Genomic DNA, 17,097 nt, shown 5'->3' with positions numbered 1-17,097 from the left:
GGTCGGGCAGCGACCTGGTGCTGTACCTCGAACGGCAGGCGAGCATGGCGATATGTCCTCACTCAGGGTGTCCACGCCCTGGTTCGACGAGACCGACGGTGGGAGTTCCTGGCTCCCGGGGCTACCTACCCCGGTGACAGTGGCGGGACCGCGCCGGATTCACACCGGTCTTCCTCCCTGGCCGCCGTACTTGGCTCCGGCAGTCCACCACGGGCCCGGAAGGGCCGTCAACTCGCTGTTGACCTGCGGGAGCGGAGTGTGCAGAACCCCACATCGGCGGGCCCGCGGACGGGGTTCGCGAGGCCCGGAACGCGAAAGCGCCCTGTCCGGAATCCCCTCTTCGAGAGGCCCGGAACAGGGCGCGGAATCGTCGTGGTGCGGGTCAGGCGACGATCAGATAGATGCCGTAGCCCACCGCCGCCGCACAGGCGGCGAAGCAGGCGTACGCGCCGGTCACGGCGAGGGCCGCCGAGCCGCCCGCGGCCGAGGCCCGCTCCTGGCGAGAGAGGCCCATGATGCCGAGGGTGAAGAGGGCCACGAGGGCCACGGTGACGACGAGGCTGACGCCGAAGACGGAGCCCAGTGCTTGCCAGTCGATCTTCATGTTGCTTGGTTTCCTTCGTCGCTCAGACCGCGGCGGCCGGCGGGGCCGCCGGTTCCGTGGAGGCCGCGGCCGCTGCCGGGGCGGGGATCGTGGCGGTCAGGCCGTCCGTCACGGTGCCCGCCGGAGGCGGGGTGACCGCGGCGATCGCCGTCGTGACCACGCCGGCCGGCTCGTCGTCGGTGTCGTTGACGTTCGACGCGTCCACGACCTCGCGGCGCGAGATCTTCCAGATGGCCGCGCTGGAGGCGATCAGGAAGATCAGGACGACGCCCGTGCCCCAGTCACCGAGGTCGGTCACCGACTCCGCCAGCGCGCCCACCAGGGCGGCCGCCGGGAGCGTGAGGCCCCAGGCCACGAACATCCGCGTCGCCGTCGACCAGCGGACCACGCCGCCCTTGCGGCCGAGGCCCGCGCCCATCACCGAACCGGAGACGGAGTGCGTGGTGGAGAGGGAGAAACCGAGGTGCGAGGAGGCCAGGATGACCGTCGCCGCGCTGGTCTGGGCGGCGAAGCCCTGCTGCGGCTGGAGGTCGGTCAGACCCTTGCCCATCGTGCGGATGATGCGCCAGCCGCCGAGGTAGGTGCCGAGCGCGATGGCCAGACCCGCGGAGAGGATGACCCAGGTGGGCGGGTCGGAGTCGGGCGCGACGGCGCCGCCGGCGACGAGGGCGAGGGTGATGATGCCCATCGTCTTCTGCGCGTCGTTCGTGCCGTGGGCGAGGGAGACCAGGCCGGCCGAGGCGATCTGGCCGGCGCGGAAGCCCTTGGCGGCGGCCTTGCCGTCCGCCTTCTTGCCGAGGGAGTAGGAGAGGCGGGTTGCCAGCATGGCGGCGAGGCCCGCGACGATGGGCGCCGCGATCGCCGGGATCAGGACCTTGGTGACCAGGACGTCACCGTGGACCGCGCCCATGCCCGCCGAAGCGATGGTGGCGCCGATCAGACCGCCCATGAGGGCGTGCGAGGAGCTGGAGGGGAGTCCGACCAGCCAGGTCAGCAGGTTCCAGAGGATCGCGCCGACCAGTGCGGCGAAGATGACCTCGGGACGGATGCCGCTCTCGTCGACGAGACCCTTGGAGATCGTGTTGGCGACCTCCACGGAGAGAAAGGCGCCCACAAGGTTGAGCACGGCGGACATGGCCACCGCGACCTTGGGCTTGAGCGCACCGGTCGAGATGGTCGTGGCCATCGCGTTGGCGGTGTCGTGAAAACCGTTCGTGAAATCGAACGCAAGTGCGGTTACCACCACAATCGCGAGGATCAGCGAGAAGTTTTCCATTTACCCAGGCAATCGTTCGAGCGTCATTGGCACGTTGAACGTAGGTAACCAGGGTGAACGGAAGATGAACTGAGGCAGGCCGCACGGTGTCTGGAACCGAGGGTTTTCCCTCCGATGCCGACGGCGCCCACCGCGCGGCCCGTGCGCCGCACGGTCACGAGCCCCGGGCGAACTTCCTCAACTGGGCCGCCGAGCCGTTGAAGAGATTCTGATCACCCGGCAGGCTGCCGCTGTTGTCGTACTGCCAGATCGTCCAGTACGACCATCCGTTGGGCAGTGAACCGGCGTCCGCCGCGTTGTAGCGGGCCACCCACAGTGCGTGGTTCCGGGCGAAGGCGCCGCTGCCGCCGGTGCAAACGTTCCACCAGTGGGCGGTCGTGTAGATCACCGGACGCCGCCCGGTGAGCCGCTTGACCTCGTTGCTGAAGGACTTGATCCAGCTGACCATCGCGGCCTTCTTCAGGCCGTAGCACCGGTGCCTGCCGTCGTACGGGTTGTATTCGATGTCGAGCGCCGGCGGCAGCGTCCAGCCGTCCGCGCTCCAGCCGCCGCCGTTGTTCACGAAGTACCGTGCCTGCGTCTTGCCCGACGACTGGTCCGGCAGCGCGAAATGGTAGGCCCCGCGGATCAGACCCGCTTCGCGCGAGCCGGTGTACTGCTGGCCGAAGTACGGGTTGCGGTACGTCCCGCCCTCGGTCGCCTTGACGTAGACGAACCGGGCGCCGTCGTCCTTCGCGCCCGGCCAGTCGACGTTCTTCTGATGGGACGAGACGTCGTGCCCCCTGGGCTTGCCCGCCGCCGCGGCCGGGAGCTCGGCCAGCGCGGTCCCCGACAGGGCGAGCGCGGCCACGGAGGCCGCCAGCAGGCGGGCACGGTGACGGGACGGTTTGCGATCACGAGCCATATTTCCCCCCGGAATGGCGACGTGCACGACAAATCAGGCAGCGAGGCTACTGGAAGATCCCGCAACGTTCGGTGATGTCTGGCCAAGCTGCGCAAGAGGGTGATGTATCCGTATATGCGACCTTCCGGACGCCATGCCTCCGCCCTAAAGTGGCCCGGCCCGGCGGTGCGCCGGAGCGGCGACTGGCAGGATCGCCGCATGGCTGAGCAGCGGCAGGAGCACCGGGACGGGCGGGACGCCCGGGAGGGCGCGCGGACGGCGGGCGCACCGCGGGGGCGCGGTGCGCGCGAGGAGGAGGTCCTCGCCTGGGAGCGTCTCGTCGACGCGGCCCGCCGCACCGTCGCCGACGGACTCGTCGTCGGCACCTCCGGCAACGTCTCCGTCCGCGTCGGCGGCACGGTGCTGGTCACGCCGTCGGGAGTGCCGTACGACCGGCTGACCCCGGACGACATCACCGGCGTCGGCCTCGACGGCCGGCAGGTTCTCGGCAGCCTGGCCCCGACCAGCGAACTGCCCATGCATCTCGCCGTCTACCGCTCCACGGACGCCCGCGCCGTCGTCCACACCCACGCCGTCCACGCGACGGCCGTCTCGATGCTCGTACCGGAGCTTCCCGCGGTCCACTACATGTCCGGCGCCCTCGGCGGCGCCGTCCGGGTTGCCCCGTATGCGACATACGGCACCGAGGAGTTGGCCGAGAACATGCTCCACGCCCTCGCCGACCGCACCGCCTGCCTTCTTCGGAACCACGGCACGATCACCTACGGCGACACCCTCGACCAGGCCTACGACCGCACCGCCCAGCTGGAGTGGATGTGCCGCCTGTGGCTGACGGCATCCTCGGTCCCGGGCCTGACCCCGACCCTCCTGTCGAAGGAACAGGTGGCCGAGGCGGGGGAGAAGCTGCGGGGGTACGGGCAGCGGGGGTGACGTGGGTGCCGTCCTCCTCTCCGGAGCCCGGCTCCGGAGGTCCGGCGTCACCCTCATTCGCCCTCCCACTGGCCTCCACCCCTGTCCACCCGGACACTGGACGGGTGCGTACTGTCAAAGCGACGGCCGCCGCCGTCACCGTGGCCCTGGCCGCCGGAGCCGCGAGCGTCGCCGCCGGGCGGCTCGCCAGCGACGCCGCTCTGAAGGCACCCCCGGGCCGGCCGCTGGCCGGCGAACCCCGGCTCACCGTGCATGCCACGGCGGCCGGACAGATCGCCCTGACCCGGGACCTGGCCGCCCTGCGGCCCGGCACCTACGGCCTCGCCGGCGACGGCAGCCACGCGGTCGTCGGCCCCGTCCTCGGCACCGCGTCCCACTCCGCCGACACCGTCGTACGCCGCCTCGAACGCGTCACGCACGGCACCCTGGAACCCGGCGACAAGGTCTGGCTCACCCCCAACCTCCACGTCGGCGACCCGCGCTCCGCGCTCGGCCTCGACCACACCGACGTCCAGATCCCCGGCGAGCTCGGCACCCTGCCCGCGTGGTTCGTGCCCGGCGTCCGGGACACCTGGGTCATCACCGTCCACGGCCTCGGCGCCACCCGCGAACTCTCCATGAACGTCATGGAGTTCCTCGCCGGCCGGCGCTTCCCCGTGCTCGCCCTCGGCTACCGCGGCGACCTCGGCGCACCCCGGCAGCCCGACGGCCTCAACCACCTCGGCGAGACCGAGTGGCGCGACCTGGACGCCGCGATCCGCCACGCCGTCCGCCACGGCGCCCGCAACGTCGTCCTGCACGGCTGGTCCACCGGCGCCACCATGGCCCTGCGCGCCGCCGCCCACTCCGGCGTCCGCGAGCGGATCAAGGGCCTGATCCTGGACTCCCCGGTGCTCAGCTGGGAGACCACCCTGCGCGCCCTCGCCTCGGCCCGCCGCACCCCCGGCGCCCTGCTGCCCCTCGCCGTCCGCGCCGCACAGGGTCGCACCGGTCTGCACGGCGACAACCTCGCCGAAGCCGTCGACCCCGACCTGCTCAAGGTGCCCACCCTGATCCTGCACGGCCCCGACGACACCGTCGCCCCCTGGACCCTCTCCCGCCGCCTCGCCGCCGCCCGCCCCCACCTCGTCGCCCTCCACACCGTTCCGCACGCCCCCCACGGAGCCATGTGGAACGCCGACCCCGAGGGCTACGAAGAGGCGCTCCGCCGCTTTCTGACCCCCCTGATGTAACGGCGCCGACCGACGGCGGCGAAGGTTCCGTTTAAGGCCGTACCACTGGCCTGATCCAGGCGCCCGACCCCCTGCCGCGACCTGTGCGTTGGCCATCCCCGTAGCCCGCCGTTACATTCCGTTTGGGTTTTCGGACCGTCAACCGGAAGACTGCACCCGTGACGTCCCGTATCCCGCGCGACTCCAGGCTTCGACTCGTCCGCACGCGACCCCTGGCCGCCGCCCCCCGAGCGATGAACCAGCGGCGCTCGCGCCGCCCCGCACCCCGCCCTCCGGAGGGCACCCCGGCACAGGCCGAGTTGGCCAGAATGGCTCGCTCCGGACTCGCCGGCGCGGCCCGCGTCGCCCACTGGGCCGACGCCGCCCTCGGCCCCGGCAGTGACGGCGGGCAGCACGACGGCAAGGCCACCCTGTCCGACGCCAGCGCCGAACGGGCCGCCGCCCACCTCGGCCTGACCGCCGCTCAGGTCCGCGCCGACTGGGACACCGCCCGCCTCGCCGGCCTCGTCGAGGTGCACGGCGACAGCGCCCGCCCCGGCTGGCGGCTGCGCGCCTGGGACCGCGACGACAGCGCCGTGCTGCGCGGCTGGGTCGCCCTCTTCGACGCCTGGTCGCTGGCCCACCCCGAACCGGCGGAGCACGAACCCGCCGCCGTCGCCGAGGTCGTCTCGGCCATGCCCCAGGTGCTCTCCTTCCTCCAGCTCTCCGCCGGCCCCGTGCCCGTGGAACAGCTCCTGGACCTCCTGGAGCAGCGCGTCACCGAACTGCGCACCGAACGCTGCGAGATCCCCTACGGCCCCCAGCCCGACCCGGCCGGCCAGGCACAGGCGCGGACCGAGGACGCCCCCCTCGAACCCCTCCTCGACTGGGCCCTGTACGCACTCGCCTCCGTCGGCGCCCTCACCTACGGCGACGGCCAGGCCACCCTGACCCCGCTCGGCAGCTGGGCGGTGTGGGTCAAGCTGGAGCAGATCTGCGTGGCCGCGCAGAGCCCCGCCGGCAACATCGAGGTCGTCGCCGAGGAGATGCTCCGCGGCTGCTCCCAGCTGCGCCCCAACGCCGCCCGCGCCGAGTACCGGGCCTGGCTCGCCGCCCGGCCCGTCGGCAGCGCCGTCACCGAACTCATCGACGCCGCCCGCGGCGAGGACGCCCTGCTGCGCGGCCTCGCCTTCGAGGCGCTCCGGGTCGTCGGCGCCCCCGCCGAACCCGACGTCCGCGCCGTCGCCGACGAGCCGACGCTGCGGCCGTACGCCCTGCTGTGGCTGGCGGAGCACGACGGCCACGACCCCGAGGACGCCCACGAGGTCCTCACCCGGGAGGAGGCCACCTGGCTCTGGGTCGACACCGCGGCCGCCGTCGCCGACCACGGCGAGGCCCCGCTGCTGGTGCGGCACCTGGAGTCCGCGGTGCAGCCGACGGTCCCCATGCTCCTCGACGAGGTGCGTGCCGTCGGCCACCCCCGCACGGTGCAGGTCCTGGTCGCTCTCGCCGCCGCCCATCCCGACCCCGCCCTGGCCAAGGCGGTCCGCAGGGCGGCCTTCCAGGTGCACACGGGCCGCAGTTAGGAAGGCGCTAGCCGCCTATCTCCGGCGTGTACGTCCCGAAGCTCCAGACGTTGCCCTCGATGTCCCGGGCCATGTAGTCCCGCGCTCCGTAGTCCTGGTCCGTCGGGGGCATCAGGATCTCCGCGCCCTGCTCCACGGCGTGCCGGTGGTGTGCGTCCACGTCGTCCACGGCGACGTACACCCCGGTGGTGCCCGCGTCCTTCATCGCCGCGTCGAAGAGGCCGCCGCGACCCTTGGAGCCGACCATCACCGCGCCGTTGCCCTGCACCAGCTCGGCATGCAGCACCGAGCCGTCCTCACCCTCGTACACCGACAGCTCGCTGAATCCGAACGCCTCCGTCAGCTGCCGGATCGCCGCCTTGGCATCCGCGTACAGCAGCGTCGGGTAGATGCTGGGCCGCCCACCGCTCGTGCCTGCCATGCCGATCACTCCCTCGTGATCCGGGACCACCCGGAAATCGATGAACTCGACGTGCGGCCCAGTCTTCCAGCGACCACTGACAATCACCCCTGACCAGCGAAAACCCCCGCACACCGGTCAGCTGAAGGTGTTGCACCTCGCCATGTCGCCGCTCTCGTACCCCGTCCGGAACCACTGCTGGCGCTGCCGCGCCGACCCGTGCGTCCACGACTCGGGCGTCACCCGTCCCTGGAACCGCTCCTGGATCCGGTCGTCGCCGACGGCCGCAGCCGCGTCAAGCCCGTCGGTGATGTCGGCGGTGGTGAGGCTCGTGATGAGGGGGCGCCCGGTCGACTCGTCGTTCGTCGTGGTCGCGTGGTGCGCCCACACGCCGGCGTAGCAGTCCGCCTGGAGCTCGACCCTGACCGCGTTGCTGTCGGCGCCCGTGCGTCCGTCCTGGGACCGGCTCAGCGTGCCCATCAGGTCCTGCACATGGTGCCCGTACTCGTGCGCGACGACGTAGGCCTGCGCGAAGGCGCCACCGCTCGCGCCGAACTTCGACCGCAGCTCGTCGAAGAAGCCGAGGTCCAGATAGACCTTGCGGTCGCCGGGGCAGTAGAACGGCCCGACCGCGGAGGTCGCCGACCCGCACGCGGTGCCGACCCGCTGACTGAAGAAGACCGTGGGGGAGCGGGTGTAGGAGCCGCTGCGCCGCGCGAACTCCTGGTCCCAGTAGTCCTGCACGCTGTTGACCACCGCCACCGTGCGGCAGTCGTCCCGGGTGTTCGCGTCCTGCCCGGTACGGCAGCTCTGCTGCACCTGCGCGAGGCCGGACGCCGTGGCCGCCGGCTGGTCGGCGCCGCTGTCCGAGAGGCCCAGCTGGTCGGGGCCGACGCCCAGGAAGAGCCCCAGCAAAAGGGCGATCAGTCCGGCGATGCCGCCGCCGACGGTCGCCCTGCCCCCGGGGATGCGGCTGCCGCGCACGTCCTGGACCTCGGAGGTGTCCAGTTTGGCGTCGTCGTCGAACTGCATGCCGTCATCGTGATCCACGGCTCCGGCACCCGCACCCGGAGCCTGCCGCGGTTCCCGAACACCCGTACCCAGAAAAAGTGCTTGCACGCCCCCGTTAGACTTGGCCCATGGCCATTCTCCTCGCGCATTAGACGGCGGGAACGTCCTCAGCCGCCCACAACCGTCAAACACACGCCCTGGAGTCTGTCCGTGATCTCCGCCACCGGTATCGAGCTGCGCGCCGGCGCCCGAGTCCTCATCGAGTCCGCCACCTTCCGTGTCGCCAAGGGCGACCGCATCGGCCTGGTCGGCCGCAACGGCGCCGGGAAGACCACCCTCACCAAGTGCCTGGCCGGTGAGGGCACGCCCGCGGGCGGCCAGATCACCCGCTCCGGCGAGGTCGGCTACCTCCCGCAGGACCCCCGCACCGGCGACCTCGACGTGCTCGCCCGCGACCGGATCCTCTCCGCGCGCGGCCTCGACGTACTGATCCGCAAGATGCGCGAGAACGAACAGCGGATCGCGAGCGGCAGCGGCGCCACCCGCGAGAAGGCCCTCAGGCAGTACGAGCGCCAGGAGACCGAGTTCCTCACCAAGGGCGGGTACGCGGCCGAGGCCGAGGCCGCCACCATCGCCGCCGCGCTCAACCTGCCCGACCGGGTGCTCGGCCAGCCGCTGCACACCCTCTCCGGTGGTCAGCGCCGCCGTATCGAGCTGGCCCGGATCCTGTTCTCGGACGCGGACACGCTGCTCCTCGACGAGCCCACCAACCACCTCGACGCCGACTCGATCGTCTGGCTGCGCGACTACCTCAAGACCTACCGCGGCGGCTTCATCGTGATCTCCCACGACGTCGACCTGGTCGAGACGGTCGTGAACAAGGTCTTCTACCTGGACGCCAACCGCGCCCAGATCGACGTCTACAACATGGGCTGGAAGCTCTACCAGCAGCAGCGCGAGGCGGACGAGAAGCGCCGCAAGCGCGAGCGGCAGAACGCCGAGAAGAAGGCCGCCGCCCTGCACTCGCAGGCCGACAAGATGCGTGCCAAGGCCACCAAGACGGTCGCCGCGCAGAACATGGCCAAGCGTGCCGACCGGCTGCTCGCCGGGCTCGACGCGGTGCGGGTCTCCGACAAGGTCGCCAAGCTCCGCTTCCCCGAGCCCGCGCCCTGCGGCAAGACCCCGCTGACGGCCGAGGGGCTGTCGAAGTCGTACGGCTCGCTGGAGATCTTCACCGACGTCGACCTGGCCATCGACAAGGGGTCGAGGGTCGTCATCCTCGGCCTCAACGGCGCCGGCAAGACGACCCTGCTGCGGCTCCTCGCCGGTGCCGAGCAGCCGGACACCGGAGCCGTCGTGCCCGGCCACGGCCTCAAGATCGGCTACTACGCCCAGGAGCACGAGACGCTCGACCCCGAGCGCTCGGTCCTGGAGAACATGCGCTCCTCCGCCCCCGACCTCGACCTGGTCGAGGTCCGCAAGGTGCTGGGCTCCTTCCTGTTCTCCGGCGACGACGTCGACAAGCCCGCCGGCGTCCTCTCCGGCGGCGAGAAGACCCGTCTGGCCCTCGCCACCCTCGTCGTCTCCTCCGCCAACGTCCTGCTGCTCGACGAGCCCACCAACAACCTCGACCCGGCCAGCCGCGAGGAGATCCTCGGCGCGCTGCGCACCTACAAGGGCGCCGTCGTCCTGGTGACCCACGACGAGGGCGCGGTCGAGGCGCTCCAGCCCGAGCGGATCATTCTGCTGCCGGACGGCGTCGAGGACCTGTGGGGCGCCGACTACGCCGATCTGGTCGCCCTCGCTTGATCGAATGCTTGATCCACGGCGTATGGATCATTCGGCTTACCGGTGATCCATCATCTGTGTGAGATCTCCTCGTACCGAGGTGTGTCCTACATCCACTTCGCGGCCGATCCCTTTGTCGACAAGGGGTCGGCCGTCGTACGTCTCTGACCTGCCCATTCACAAATGAACCCGTTCGGCGGTACGAACATGCCGTCGTGGAATCCCGGATTCCGTATGTGGGGACGCGCTCCTGTCGTCACAACCTTGTCTTACGGACCTTGCCGAATGGGTGGCCAGGAAGCTCTGGAGGGGTGATCATGAGGGGACCAGAGCGCACTTCCCATGAGGAGGCACGGGTGGCCGAGACTCTGAAGAAGGGCAGCCGGGTAACCGGCGCCGCGCGCGACAAGCTCGCGGCAGACCTGAAGAAGAAGTACGACTCCGGTGCGAGCATCCGGGCGCTGGCCGAGGAGACCGGCCGCTCGTATGGCTTCGTACACCGGATGCTCAGCGAGTCCGGCGTCACGCTCCGTGGGCGTGGCGGCGCGACCCGGGGCAAGAAGGCCGCGTCGTCCTGATTCCGGGCGGCCCCTCGGCTTCGATGGTGGCCACCCGGTCGGTTCCCTGATCGGCCGGGTGGTTACTGTGCAGTCACTTAGTCGTGCCGTGTGGCGCGGCGGATGACCGCACTCATCGGAGGCGCCCCATGGGCCAGGAACTCGTTCCCCTGCTCGACAAGGACGGCGTACGGCTCACCGTCGAGGACACCCTCGCCACGGTGACGCTGACCAACCCCGCCAAGCTCAACGCGCAGAGCCCCGCTCTGTGGCGGACGCTCGCCGAGGCGGGTCGGCTGGTGCCGGGCTCCGTCCGGGTCGTCGTGCTGCGCGGTGAGGGCAAGTCCTTCTCCGCGGGGCTCGACCGGCAGATGTTCACGCCTGAGGGGATCGAGGGCGAGCCGTCGTTCATCGACCTCGCCCGCAGTGGTGACGGCGAACTCGACGCTGCCATCGCGGAGTTCCAGGAGGGCTTCACCTGGTGGCGGCGGAGCGACGTCGTGTCCATCGCCGCCGTCCAGGGGCATGCCATCGGGGCGGGCTTCCAGCTCGCCCTCGCCTGCGACCTTCGCGTCGTCGCCGACGACGTGCAGTTCGCCATGCGCGAGACCGGTCTCGGTCTCGTCCCCGACCTCACGGGCACGCATCCGCTCGTCTCGCTGGTCGGCTACGCCCGGGCGCTGGAGATCTGCGCCACCGGGCGCTTCGTGCTGGCCGAGGAGGCGGTGAACACCGGCCTCGCCAACGTCGCCGTCCCCCGCGACCAGCTCGACGACGCCGTACGCGACCTCGCCGGCGCCCTGCTGGCCGCGCCGCGTGACGCCGTCATCGAGACCAAGGCGCTGCTCCGCGGCGCCCAGGACCGCACCTACGACGACCAGCGCGCCGCCGAGCGCGCCGCCCAGGCACGCCGACTGCGGGACCTGGCCGGCATCGGCGAGTGACCGCCACCCGACCGGGTGAACAGGTCCCCCACCGTCACCCGACCGAGTGAACAGCACCGCCACCGCCGGATGACCGAGGTGACCAGCGGCGCCGACATCACCCGACCGAGGCAACCGGCACAGCCGGCTTCACCCGATCGAGGTAACCGGCACCGCCGGCTTCACCCGACCGACGTCACCGGCACCAGCACCACCCTCGTCATCCGACCCACGTGACCAGCACCGCCACCGTCGGATGACCGGGGAGCGTGCTCCCCACCCGCTCACGGACCGCCCGGGCCACCTCCAGCGCCCGGTGGTCCGCGTCGACCGCCACCTCCACCCGGACATGGCGCCGCGGCAGGGCCGAGTCGTCCTCGCCCTGCCGCTCCTCGACCTGCACCGCCCGCCCCAGCACGGCGGTCAGCCCCACCACACCGGGCACCGCGAGGGCGGCGACCGCGGCGGGATCGTCGGCCGGTGCGGCCGACGGCGGCTCCGGCTGTCGTACCGCGGCGGCCTCCGGCTCCTCGTCCAGCAGAGCCGTCACCTTCAGATCGACCTCGGCCACCGTCAGGCCCAGCAGCTCCGTGGCCGCGGTCGAGAGGCCGGACCGCAGCCGGGCCGCCGTCATCGGCAGCGGCTCCCGCGCGGTCGCCGCGAACCGCGCCGAGATCCGTAGGGGCCCTGGGGGTAGCCCGCTCGGCGGCGGCGGTACGGCGGGTTCCTGCCCCGACTCCGGATCGGCGAGCGCGATCCGCAGCGCCTCCAGCCGTACGCCGCGCAGCTCCCGCACCGCGCACCGCAGCACCGCCTCGGCCGCTTCCTCCGCGATCCACGCGCCGTCGCGCGCGCCTCCCAGCGGCAGCAACCTGCCGAGGGCCAGGTGATGACGTACGGACTGTGTCCAGCGGTCGGTCATTGCTCCAGCCTGCCGCATCTCCGGCGCGCGCGGACGCAACCCCACTTACGGTGGTTCAAGGAGGACTACCGAAAGGGATGTACGGCGATGACTGAGCAGACGCAGACTCCCGACGTGGAGACCGCCCCGCAGCCGCGCAAGACCGTCAAGCGCGGTGGCGGCGACCCGGCGACCCGAGGGCGGACCACCATCGCCGACGGAGTCGTGGAGAAGATCGCCGGGCTGGCCGCCCGGGACGTCCTCGGTGTGCACGCCATGGGCAGCGGGCTCTCCCGCACCTTCGGCGCCGTCCGCGACCGCGTGCCCGGCGGCTCGAAGTCCGTGACCCGAGGCGTCAAGGCCGAGGTCGGCGAGGTGCAGACCGCGCTCGACCTGGAGATCGTCGTCGACTACGGCGTGTCGATCTCCGATGTGGCACACGCCGTGCGGGAGAACGTCATCGCGGCGGTGGAGCGCATGACCGGCCTGGAGGTCGTCGAGGTCAACATCGCGGTGAGCGACGTGAAACTGCCGGACGAAGAGGACGAGGAGCCGGAGCCCCGGATCCAGTGAAGACTGTCCGGGCGGCTGAAGGGAGTACGGCATGAGCATGGCCGTGGTCGGCATGATCGCCGGCATGGCGCTGGGCTTCGCCGGGTACTTCGGTGGATTCGGGGCCTTTCTGCTGGTGGCGGCCCTGGGCGCGATCGGGTTCGTCGTCGGCCGCTTCATGGAGGGGGACCTGGAGATCGGCGACTTCTTCCGCACCCGCAACGACCGCCGCGACCGGCGGTGACGTAGGTGACCGCCGAGGCCACCGAGGCCGGTGAGTCCCGCGGACGCCTGACCGTCGTGGCGCCCGGCGAGCGCGGCGCGACCCGGATCGCCGACCGGGTCGTGGCGAAGATCGCCTCGCAGGCGGCCCGCGAGGTCGTCGGGGAGCTCCCGGACGAGGCCGGACCCCCGCACGCCACCGTCGTGGTCCACCACGACGTCGCTCGCGTCCGGGTCCATCTCGAACTCGGCTACCCCACCGACATCGGCGCCCGCTGCGCGCGCGTGCGTCGTCATGTGGTCGAGCGGGTACGCGCGTTGGTGGGAATGGAGGTGTCGGAGGTCGCGGTCCAGGTCGAGCGGCTGCATCTGACCCCGGCGCACGGCGCGGCACAGGGGAGGACGCGATGAGCGAGCTCCAGGGCTCCGAGGGCACGACCCAGCGACTGCCGGTTCTGGAGAAGCCGACCGAACCGGACCACGCACCACCACCGGTCCTCGAAGGCGAGGGCGGCAACCACCGCTTCTGGTCGCCCCGGCGCATCCCCGCGGGCGTCGTCGCGGTACTGCTCCTCGCCGTCGCCGGACTGTTCCTCTACGACATCGCGGCCGTCCGCGCCGAACAGCCGGCCATGCGCTGGCGCCGCGAACTGGCCGCCCAGCTCGCCGAGCGCCCCGTCGACGACACCTGGGTCCTGGTCGGCGCCGGCGTCGCGGCGGCCCTCGGCCTCTGGCTGATCGTCCTCGCCGCCACCCCCGGTCTGCGCGGCGTCCTGCCCATGCGGCGCGTCCACGCCGACGTACGGGCGGGGCTGCACCGGGAGGCCGCCGCCCTGGTCCTGCGCGACCGCGCCGTCGAGGTCGCCGGGGTGCAGTCGGTCCGGGTCCGGCTGTCCCGCGCCAAGGCCGACGTCAGCGCGGTCTCGCACTTCCGTGAACTGGACGACGTACGCGCCGATCTGGACGCCGTGCTCGGCGACGCGATCGGGGGACTGGGCCTGGCCCGGCCGCCCGCGCTGTCGGTGCATGTGCGGCGGCCCGGGAAGAAGGGGTGAGGGCCGTGCTCAAGGTCGTCAACCGGGTGCTGCTGGGCCTGATCGGGCTGGTGCTCGTCGTCCTGGGCGGGTCGGTGCTGGCCGTGGGGCTGGGCGCGAACCCGCCCTCCTGGTGGATCCACGACAGCCGCCACGACGTCCTCCTCGACGACGCCGAGCGCACCCGCTGGGAGGACCACGGCTGGTGGTGGCCGACCGTCCTCGCCGTACTGGCCGTCCTCGTCCTGCTCACCCTCTGGTGGCTGGCCGCGAACCTGCGCCGCCACCGCCTCACCGAGGTCCTGGTGGACACCGGCGACGGCGAGGGCGCCCTGCTGCGCGGCCGGGCCCTGGAAGGCGTACTGGCCAACGAGGCGACGGGGTTGGACGGCGTCTCCCACGCCCACGTCCGACTGACGGGCAAGCGCAACGCCCCGCAGACCCGCGTACGGCTTCAGCTGGAACCGCACGTGGACCCCGGGGCCGCGTTGAGCCACCTCACGTCGGAAGCCCTCACCCACGCCCGCAACTCGGCAGGGCTCGAGTCCCTGCCGACGGAGGTCCGCATGAGGGCGGTCAAGCACAAGGCGGAAAGGGTCAGTTGAGACTCTGTCCTGAGGCGCCGGCAGCTCAGAACCCGTGCCGCATCCCCCCATCGACCGGAACCATGATCCCGGTCAAGTAGGAAGCAGCGGGCGACAACAGGAACGCCGCCGTACGCCCGAACTCCTCCGGCGTCCCGTACCGCCGCAACGGAATCCGGGCCTCATTGGCCGCCCGCGTGGCCTCCGGATCCGCGGACAACCCGTCCAGCTCGCGCACGCGATCCGTGTCGATACGCGACGGCAGCAGGCCCACGACGCGGATCCCGCGCGGTCCCAGCTCGTCCGCCAGCGACTTCGCGAACCCGGCGAGTCCCGGCCGCAGCCCGTTGGAGATGGTCAGCCCCGGGATCGGCTCGTGCACCGAGCCCGACAGCACGAACCCGATCACACCCCCGGCCTCCAGCTCGGCCGCCGCCGCCCGCGCGAGCCGTACCGCTCCCAGGAACACCGACTCGAACGCGCTGGTCCACTGCTCGTCCGTGTTGTCCGCGACGAACCCCGGTGCGGGACCGCCCACGCTGATCAGGATGCCGTCGAAGCCGCCGAAGTGCTCCCTCGCGGCGGCGATCAGCCGGGCCGAGGCCTCCGGGTCGGCGTTGTCGACCGCCACCCCGACGGCGTTCGGCCCCAGCTCGGCCGCCGCGTCGGCGACCCGCTTCTCGTCCCGCCCGGTCAGTACCACCTTCGCCCCGTCGGCGACCAGCTCGCGCGCGGACGCGTTGCCGAGGCCGCGCGTGGCCCCGGTGACGACGTACACCCGGTCCTTCAGTCCAAGATCCATGCCCCCTATCCTGCCTCCTCGTCCCCGAACAGGGCGAGGGCGGTGTTCACCAGTCCGATGTGGCTGAACGCCTGCGGAAAGTTGCCGAGGTGGCACTCGTGCACCGGGTCGTACTCCTCGGACAGCAGCCCCACGTCGTTGGCCAGCGCCACAAGGCGCTCGAACAGCTCGCGGGCCTCCTTCGTGCGGCCCGTCATGTGCAGGGCGTCCGCGAGCCAGAACGAGCACACCAGGAACGTGCCCTCGTCGCCCGGCAGCCCGTCCACCGTCGTGCCGTCGGTGCTGTAGCGGCGCAGGAAACCGCCGTGGCCCAGCTCCTCGCGGATCGCGTCGACGGTGCCGATCACGCGTGGATCGTCGGGCGGCAGGAAGCCGACGCGGGGGATGAGGAGCAGGGAGGCGTCGAGCTCGCGGGAGCCGTAGGACTGGGTGAAGGTGTTGCGCTCGGCGTCGAAGCCCTTCTCGCACACCTCGCGATGCACCTCGTCGCGCATCGCCCGCCAGCCCTCCAGGTCGCCGTCGAGCTCGGGGTTGTCCTCGACGGCACGCACCGCGCGGTCGACGGCCACCCACACCATCACCTTGGAGTGCACGAACTGCCGGCGCCCGCCGCGCACCTCCCACAACCCCTCGTCGGGCTGCCGCCACGCCTCGCGCAGGAACTCCATCAGCGCGCACTGGATGGACCAGATGTGCGGCTTGGGGGACAGCCCCGAACTCCGGGCCAGCGACAAGGAGTCCATGACCTCGCCGTACACGTCCAGCTGGAGCTGGTTCACGGCCTCGTTGCCGATCCGCACCGGCCGGGAGCCGTGGAAACCGGTCAGCCACGGCAGCTCGAACTCGGGCAGCCGCCGCTCACCCGCGAGGCCGTACATGATCTGAAGGTCCGCCGGATCGCCCGCGACCGCCCGCAGCAGCCAGTCGCGCCAGGCCTCGGCCTCCTCGTGGTAGCCCGCCGAGAGCAGCGCGCCGAGGGTGAGCGTGGAGTCGCGCAGCCAGCAGTACCGGTAGTCCCAGTTGCGTACGCCGCCCAGCTGCTCCGGCAGCGAGGTGGTGGCCGCGGCGACGATGCCGCCGGTCGGAACGTAGGTGAGGGCCTTGAGGGTGATCAGGGAGCGCAGGACGACGTCCTTGTACGGGCCGTCGTAGCGGCAGCGGTCCGACCATGCCTGCCAGTCCTCGACGCTGGTGGCGAGGGCGTCGAACGGGTCGGTCTCCGGTGGGCGCGGCTCGTGCGAGGGGTGCCAGGTGAGCACGAACGCGACCTTCTCGCCCTCCTTGACGGTGAACTCCGAGTGCGTGCCGAAGTCCTCGCCCCAGGTGCGCACCTCGGGTTCGCTGCGCAGCCACACCGAGTCGGGTCCGGCGATGGCGATCCGATGCCCGTCGGACCGGCGTACCCACGGCATGATCGAGCCGTAGTCGAAGCGGAGGCGGAGCGTGCTGCGCACGGTGACCTCGCCGCTCAGGCCCTCGATGACCCGTACGAGGTCGGGGGCGCGGTCGCGTTGGGGCATCAGGTCGGTGACGCGCACCGAGCCGGTGTCGGTCTCCCAGTCGGTGTCCAGGACGAGGGTGCCGGGCCGGTAGGCGCGGCGGGTGCAGTCGCCTGGGGCGTCGCGTGGTGCGATGCGCCAGTGGCCGTTGCTCTCGTCGCCGAGCAGCCTGGCGAAGCAGGCGGCCGAGTCGAAGCGGGGCAGGCACAGCCAGTCGACACTGCCGTCCTTGCCGACCAGGGCCGCGGTCTGTTCGTCGCCGATGAGGGCGTAATCCTCGATACGGGGGTGCACGGGATGCGGGTTCCCGGTG

Annotated in this window: 19 protein-coding genes and 1 riboswitch; of the genes, 11 read left to right on the top strand and 8 right to left on the bottom strand. The window is 71.7% G+C overall.

All coding sequences use genetic code 11. From position 1 onward, the window contains the following. Positions 1-82: 82 nt before the first annotated feature. A riboswitch (cobalamin riboswitch) is annotated at positions 83-224 on the bottom strand. A gap of 158 nt (positions 225-382) precedes the next feature. From ACIHIX_RS22185 to ACIHIX_RS22175, 3 genes are all read right to left on the bottom strand, one after another. After that, positions 383-604: a hypothetical protein gene (locus ACIHIX_RS22185; RefSeq protein ID WP_059197252.1), complete on the bottom strand. Its 222-nt coding sequence runs from the start codon at positions 602-604 to the stop codon at positions 383-385. 22 nt (positions 605-626) lie between these two features. Continuing rightward, positions 627-1,880 (bottom strand): anion permease, encoded by a 1,254-nt coding sequence (locus tag ACIHIX_RS22180; protein ID WP_399958744.1) that lies wholly within the window; start codon positions 1,878-1,880, stop codon positions 627-629. Positions 1,881-2,034: 154 nt separating this feature from the next. Continuing rightward, positions 2,035-2,784: a lysozyme gene (locus ACIHIX_RS22175; protein WP_399958742.1), complete on the bottom strand. Its 750-nt coding sequence runs from the start codon at positions 2,782-2,784 to the stop codon at positions 2,035-2,037. A gap of 198 nt (positions 2,785-2,982) precedes the next feature. Between ACIHIX_RS22175 and ACIHIX_RS22170 the strand changes: the two genes are divergently transcribed. The 3 genes from ACIHIX_RS22170 to ACIHIX_RS22160 all read left to right on the top strand — a co-directional run bounded on the left by ACIHIX_RS22170 (position 2,983) and on the right by ACIHIX_RS22160 (position 6,511). After that, positions 2,983-3,714 carry a class II aldolase/adducin family protein gene (locus ACIHIX_RS22170; RefSeq protein WP_399958740.1) on the top strand — a complete coding sequence of 244 codons (732 nt, stop codon included), beginning with the start codon at positions 2,983-2,985 and terminating at the stop codon, positions 3,712-3,714. Positions 3,715-3,818: 104 nt separating this feature from the next. After that, positions 3,819-4,946: an alpha/beta hydrolase gene (locus tag ACIHIX_RS22165; protein WP_399958738.1), complete on the top strand. Its 1,128-nt coding sequence runs from the start codon at positions 3,819-3,821 to the stop codon at positions 4,944-4,946. A 158-nt stretch (positions 4,947-5,104) separates the two neighbouring features. Beyond that, complete coding sequence (locus tag ACIHIX_RS22160; protein WP_399958736.1) at positions 5,105-6,511, top strand: hypothetical protein; 1,407 nt, start codon at positions 5,105-5,107, stop codon at positions 6,509-6,511. Between the two features lie 7 nt (positions 6,512-6,518). Here ACIHIX_RS22160 and ACIHIX_RS22155 read toward each other — a convergent pair whose 3' ends face one another. Both ACIHIX_RS22155 and ACIHIX_RS22150 read right to left on the bottom strand, forming a co-directional pair. Continuing rightward, a complete protein-coding gene (locus ACIHIX_RS22155; RefSeq protein WP_399958734.1) occupies positions 6,519-6,932 on the bottom strand; it encodes a VOC family protein in 414 nt (137 codons plus the stop codon). A gap of 117 nt (positions 6,933-7,049) precedes the next feature. Further along, complete coding sequence (locus ACIHIX_RS22150) at positions 7,050-7,943, bottom strand: neutral zinc metallopeptidase (RefSeq protein ID WP_399958732.1); 894 nt, start codon at positions 7,941-7,943, stop codon at positions 7,050-7,052. A 189-nt stretch (positions 7,944-8,132) separates the two neighbouring features. Here ACIHIX_RS22150 and ACIHIX_RS22145 point away from each other — a divergent pair, with 189 nt between their 5' ends. The 3 genes from ACIHIX_RS22145 (at position 8,133) to ACIHIX_RS22135 (ending at position 11,211) form a co-directional block, all read left to right on the top strand. After that, positions 8,133-9,731: an ABC-F family ATP-binding cassette domain-containing protein gene (locus ACIHIX_RS22145; protein ID WP_399958730.1), complete on the top strand. Its 1,599-nt coding sequence runs from the start codon at positions 8,133-8,135 to the stop codon at positions 9,729-9,731. A 335-nt stretch (positions 9,732-10,066) separates the two neighbouring features. After that, positions 10,067-10,288 carry a helix-turn-helix domain-containing protein gene (locus ACIHIX_RS22140; protein WP_004002281.1) on the top strand — a complete coding sequence of 74 codons (222 nt, stop codon included), beginning with the start codon at positions 10,067-10,069 and terminating at the stop codon, positions 10,286-10,288. A 128-nt stretch (positions 10,289-10,416) separates the two neighbouring features. Next, complete coding sequence (locus tag ACIHIX_RS22135; RefSeq protein ID WP_399958728.1) at positions 10,417-11,211, top strand: enoyl-CoA hydratase/isomerase family protein; 795 nt, start codon at positions 10,417-10,419, stop codon at positions 11,209-11,211. Between the two features lie 199 nt (positions 11,212-11,410). Here ACIHIX_RS22135 and ACIHIX_RS22130 read toward each other — a convergent pair whose 3' ends face one another. Continuing rightward, positions 11,411-12,112 (bottom strand): nucleopolyhedrovirus P10 family protein, encoded by a 702-nt coding sequence (locus tag ACIHIX_RS22130; protein WP_399958726.1) that lies wholly within the window; start codon positions 12,110-12,112, stop codon positions 11,411-11,413. A gap of 87 nt (positions 12,113-12,199) precedes the next feature. Between ACIHIX_RS22130 and ACIHIX_RS22125 the strand changes: the two genes are divergently transcribed. From ACIHIX_RS22125 to amaP, 5 genes are read left to right on the top strand one after another with little or no spacing between them, the layout of a single operon-like run. Next, on the top strand, positions 12,200-12,664 hold the full coding sequence (locus ACIHIX_RS22125) for an Asp23/Gls24 family envelope stress response protein (RefSeq protein ID WP_399958724.1): 465 nt from the start codon (positions 12,200-12,202) through the stop codon (positions 12,662-12,664). A gap of 31 nt (positions 12,665-12,695) precedes the next feature. Then, positions 12,696-12,887, top strand: a complete 192-nt coding sequence (locus ACIHIX_RS22120; protein ID WP_399958722.1) for a hypothetical protein — start codon at positions 12,696-12,698, stop codon at positions 12,885-12,887. A gap of 5 nt (positions 12,888-12,892) precedes the next feature. Then, a complete protein-coding gene (locus tag ACIHIX_RS22115) occupies positions 12,893-13,276 on the top strand; it encodes a hypothetical protein (protein WP_399958721.1) in 384 nt (127 codons plus the stop codon). Continuing rightward, the gene (locus ACIHIX_RS22110; RefSeq protein WP_399958719.1) at positions 13,273-13,920 is read left to right on the top strand and encodes a DUF6286 domain-containing protein; all 648 of its coding nucleotides are present in this window, start codon (positions 13,273-13,275) and stop codon (positions 13,918-13,920) included. The genes ACIHIX_RS22115 and ACIHIX_RS22110 overlap by 4 nt, the downstream gene beginning before the upstream one ends. Before the next feature lie 5 nt (positions 13,921-13,925). Next, complete coding sequence (gene amaP, locus ACIHIX_RS22105; RefSeq protein WP_399958717.1) at positions 13,926-14,504, top strand: alkaline shock response membrane anchor protein AmaP; 579 nt, start codon at positions 13,926-13,928, stop codon at positions 14,502-14,504. A 25-nt stretch (positions 14,505-14,529) separates the two neighbouring features. Here amaP and ACIHIX_RS22100 read toward each other — a convergent pair whose 3' ends face one another. Next, complete coding sequence (locus ACIHIX_RS22100) at positions 14,530-15,285, bottom strand: SDR family oxidoreductase (RefSeq protein WP_399958715.1); 756 nt, start codon at positions 15,283-15,285, stop codon at positions 14,530-14,532. A gap of 5 nt (positions 15,286-15,290) precedes the next feature. Beyond that, positions 15,291-17,078, bottom strand: coding sequence for a glycoside hydrolase family 15 protein (locus ACIHIX_RS22095; RefSeq protein WP_399958713.1), 1,788 nt, complete (start codon positions 17,076-17,078; stop codon positions 15,291-15,293). Positions 17,079-17,097: the final 19 nt, after the last annotated feature.

The organism is Streptomyces sp. NPDC051913, assembly GCF_044593635.1.
Classification (GTDB): Bacteria; Actinomycetota; Actinomycetes; order Streptomycetales; family Streptomycetaceae; genus Streptomyces.
This window is presented reverse-complemented; position numbering and strand designations above follow the sequence as displayed.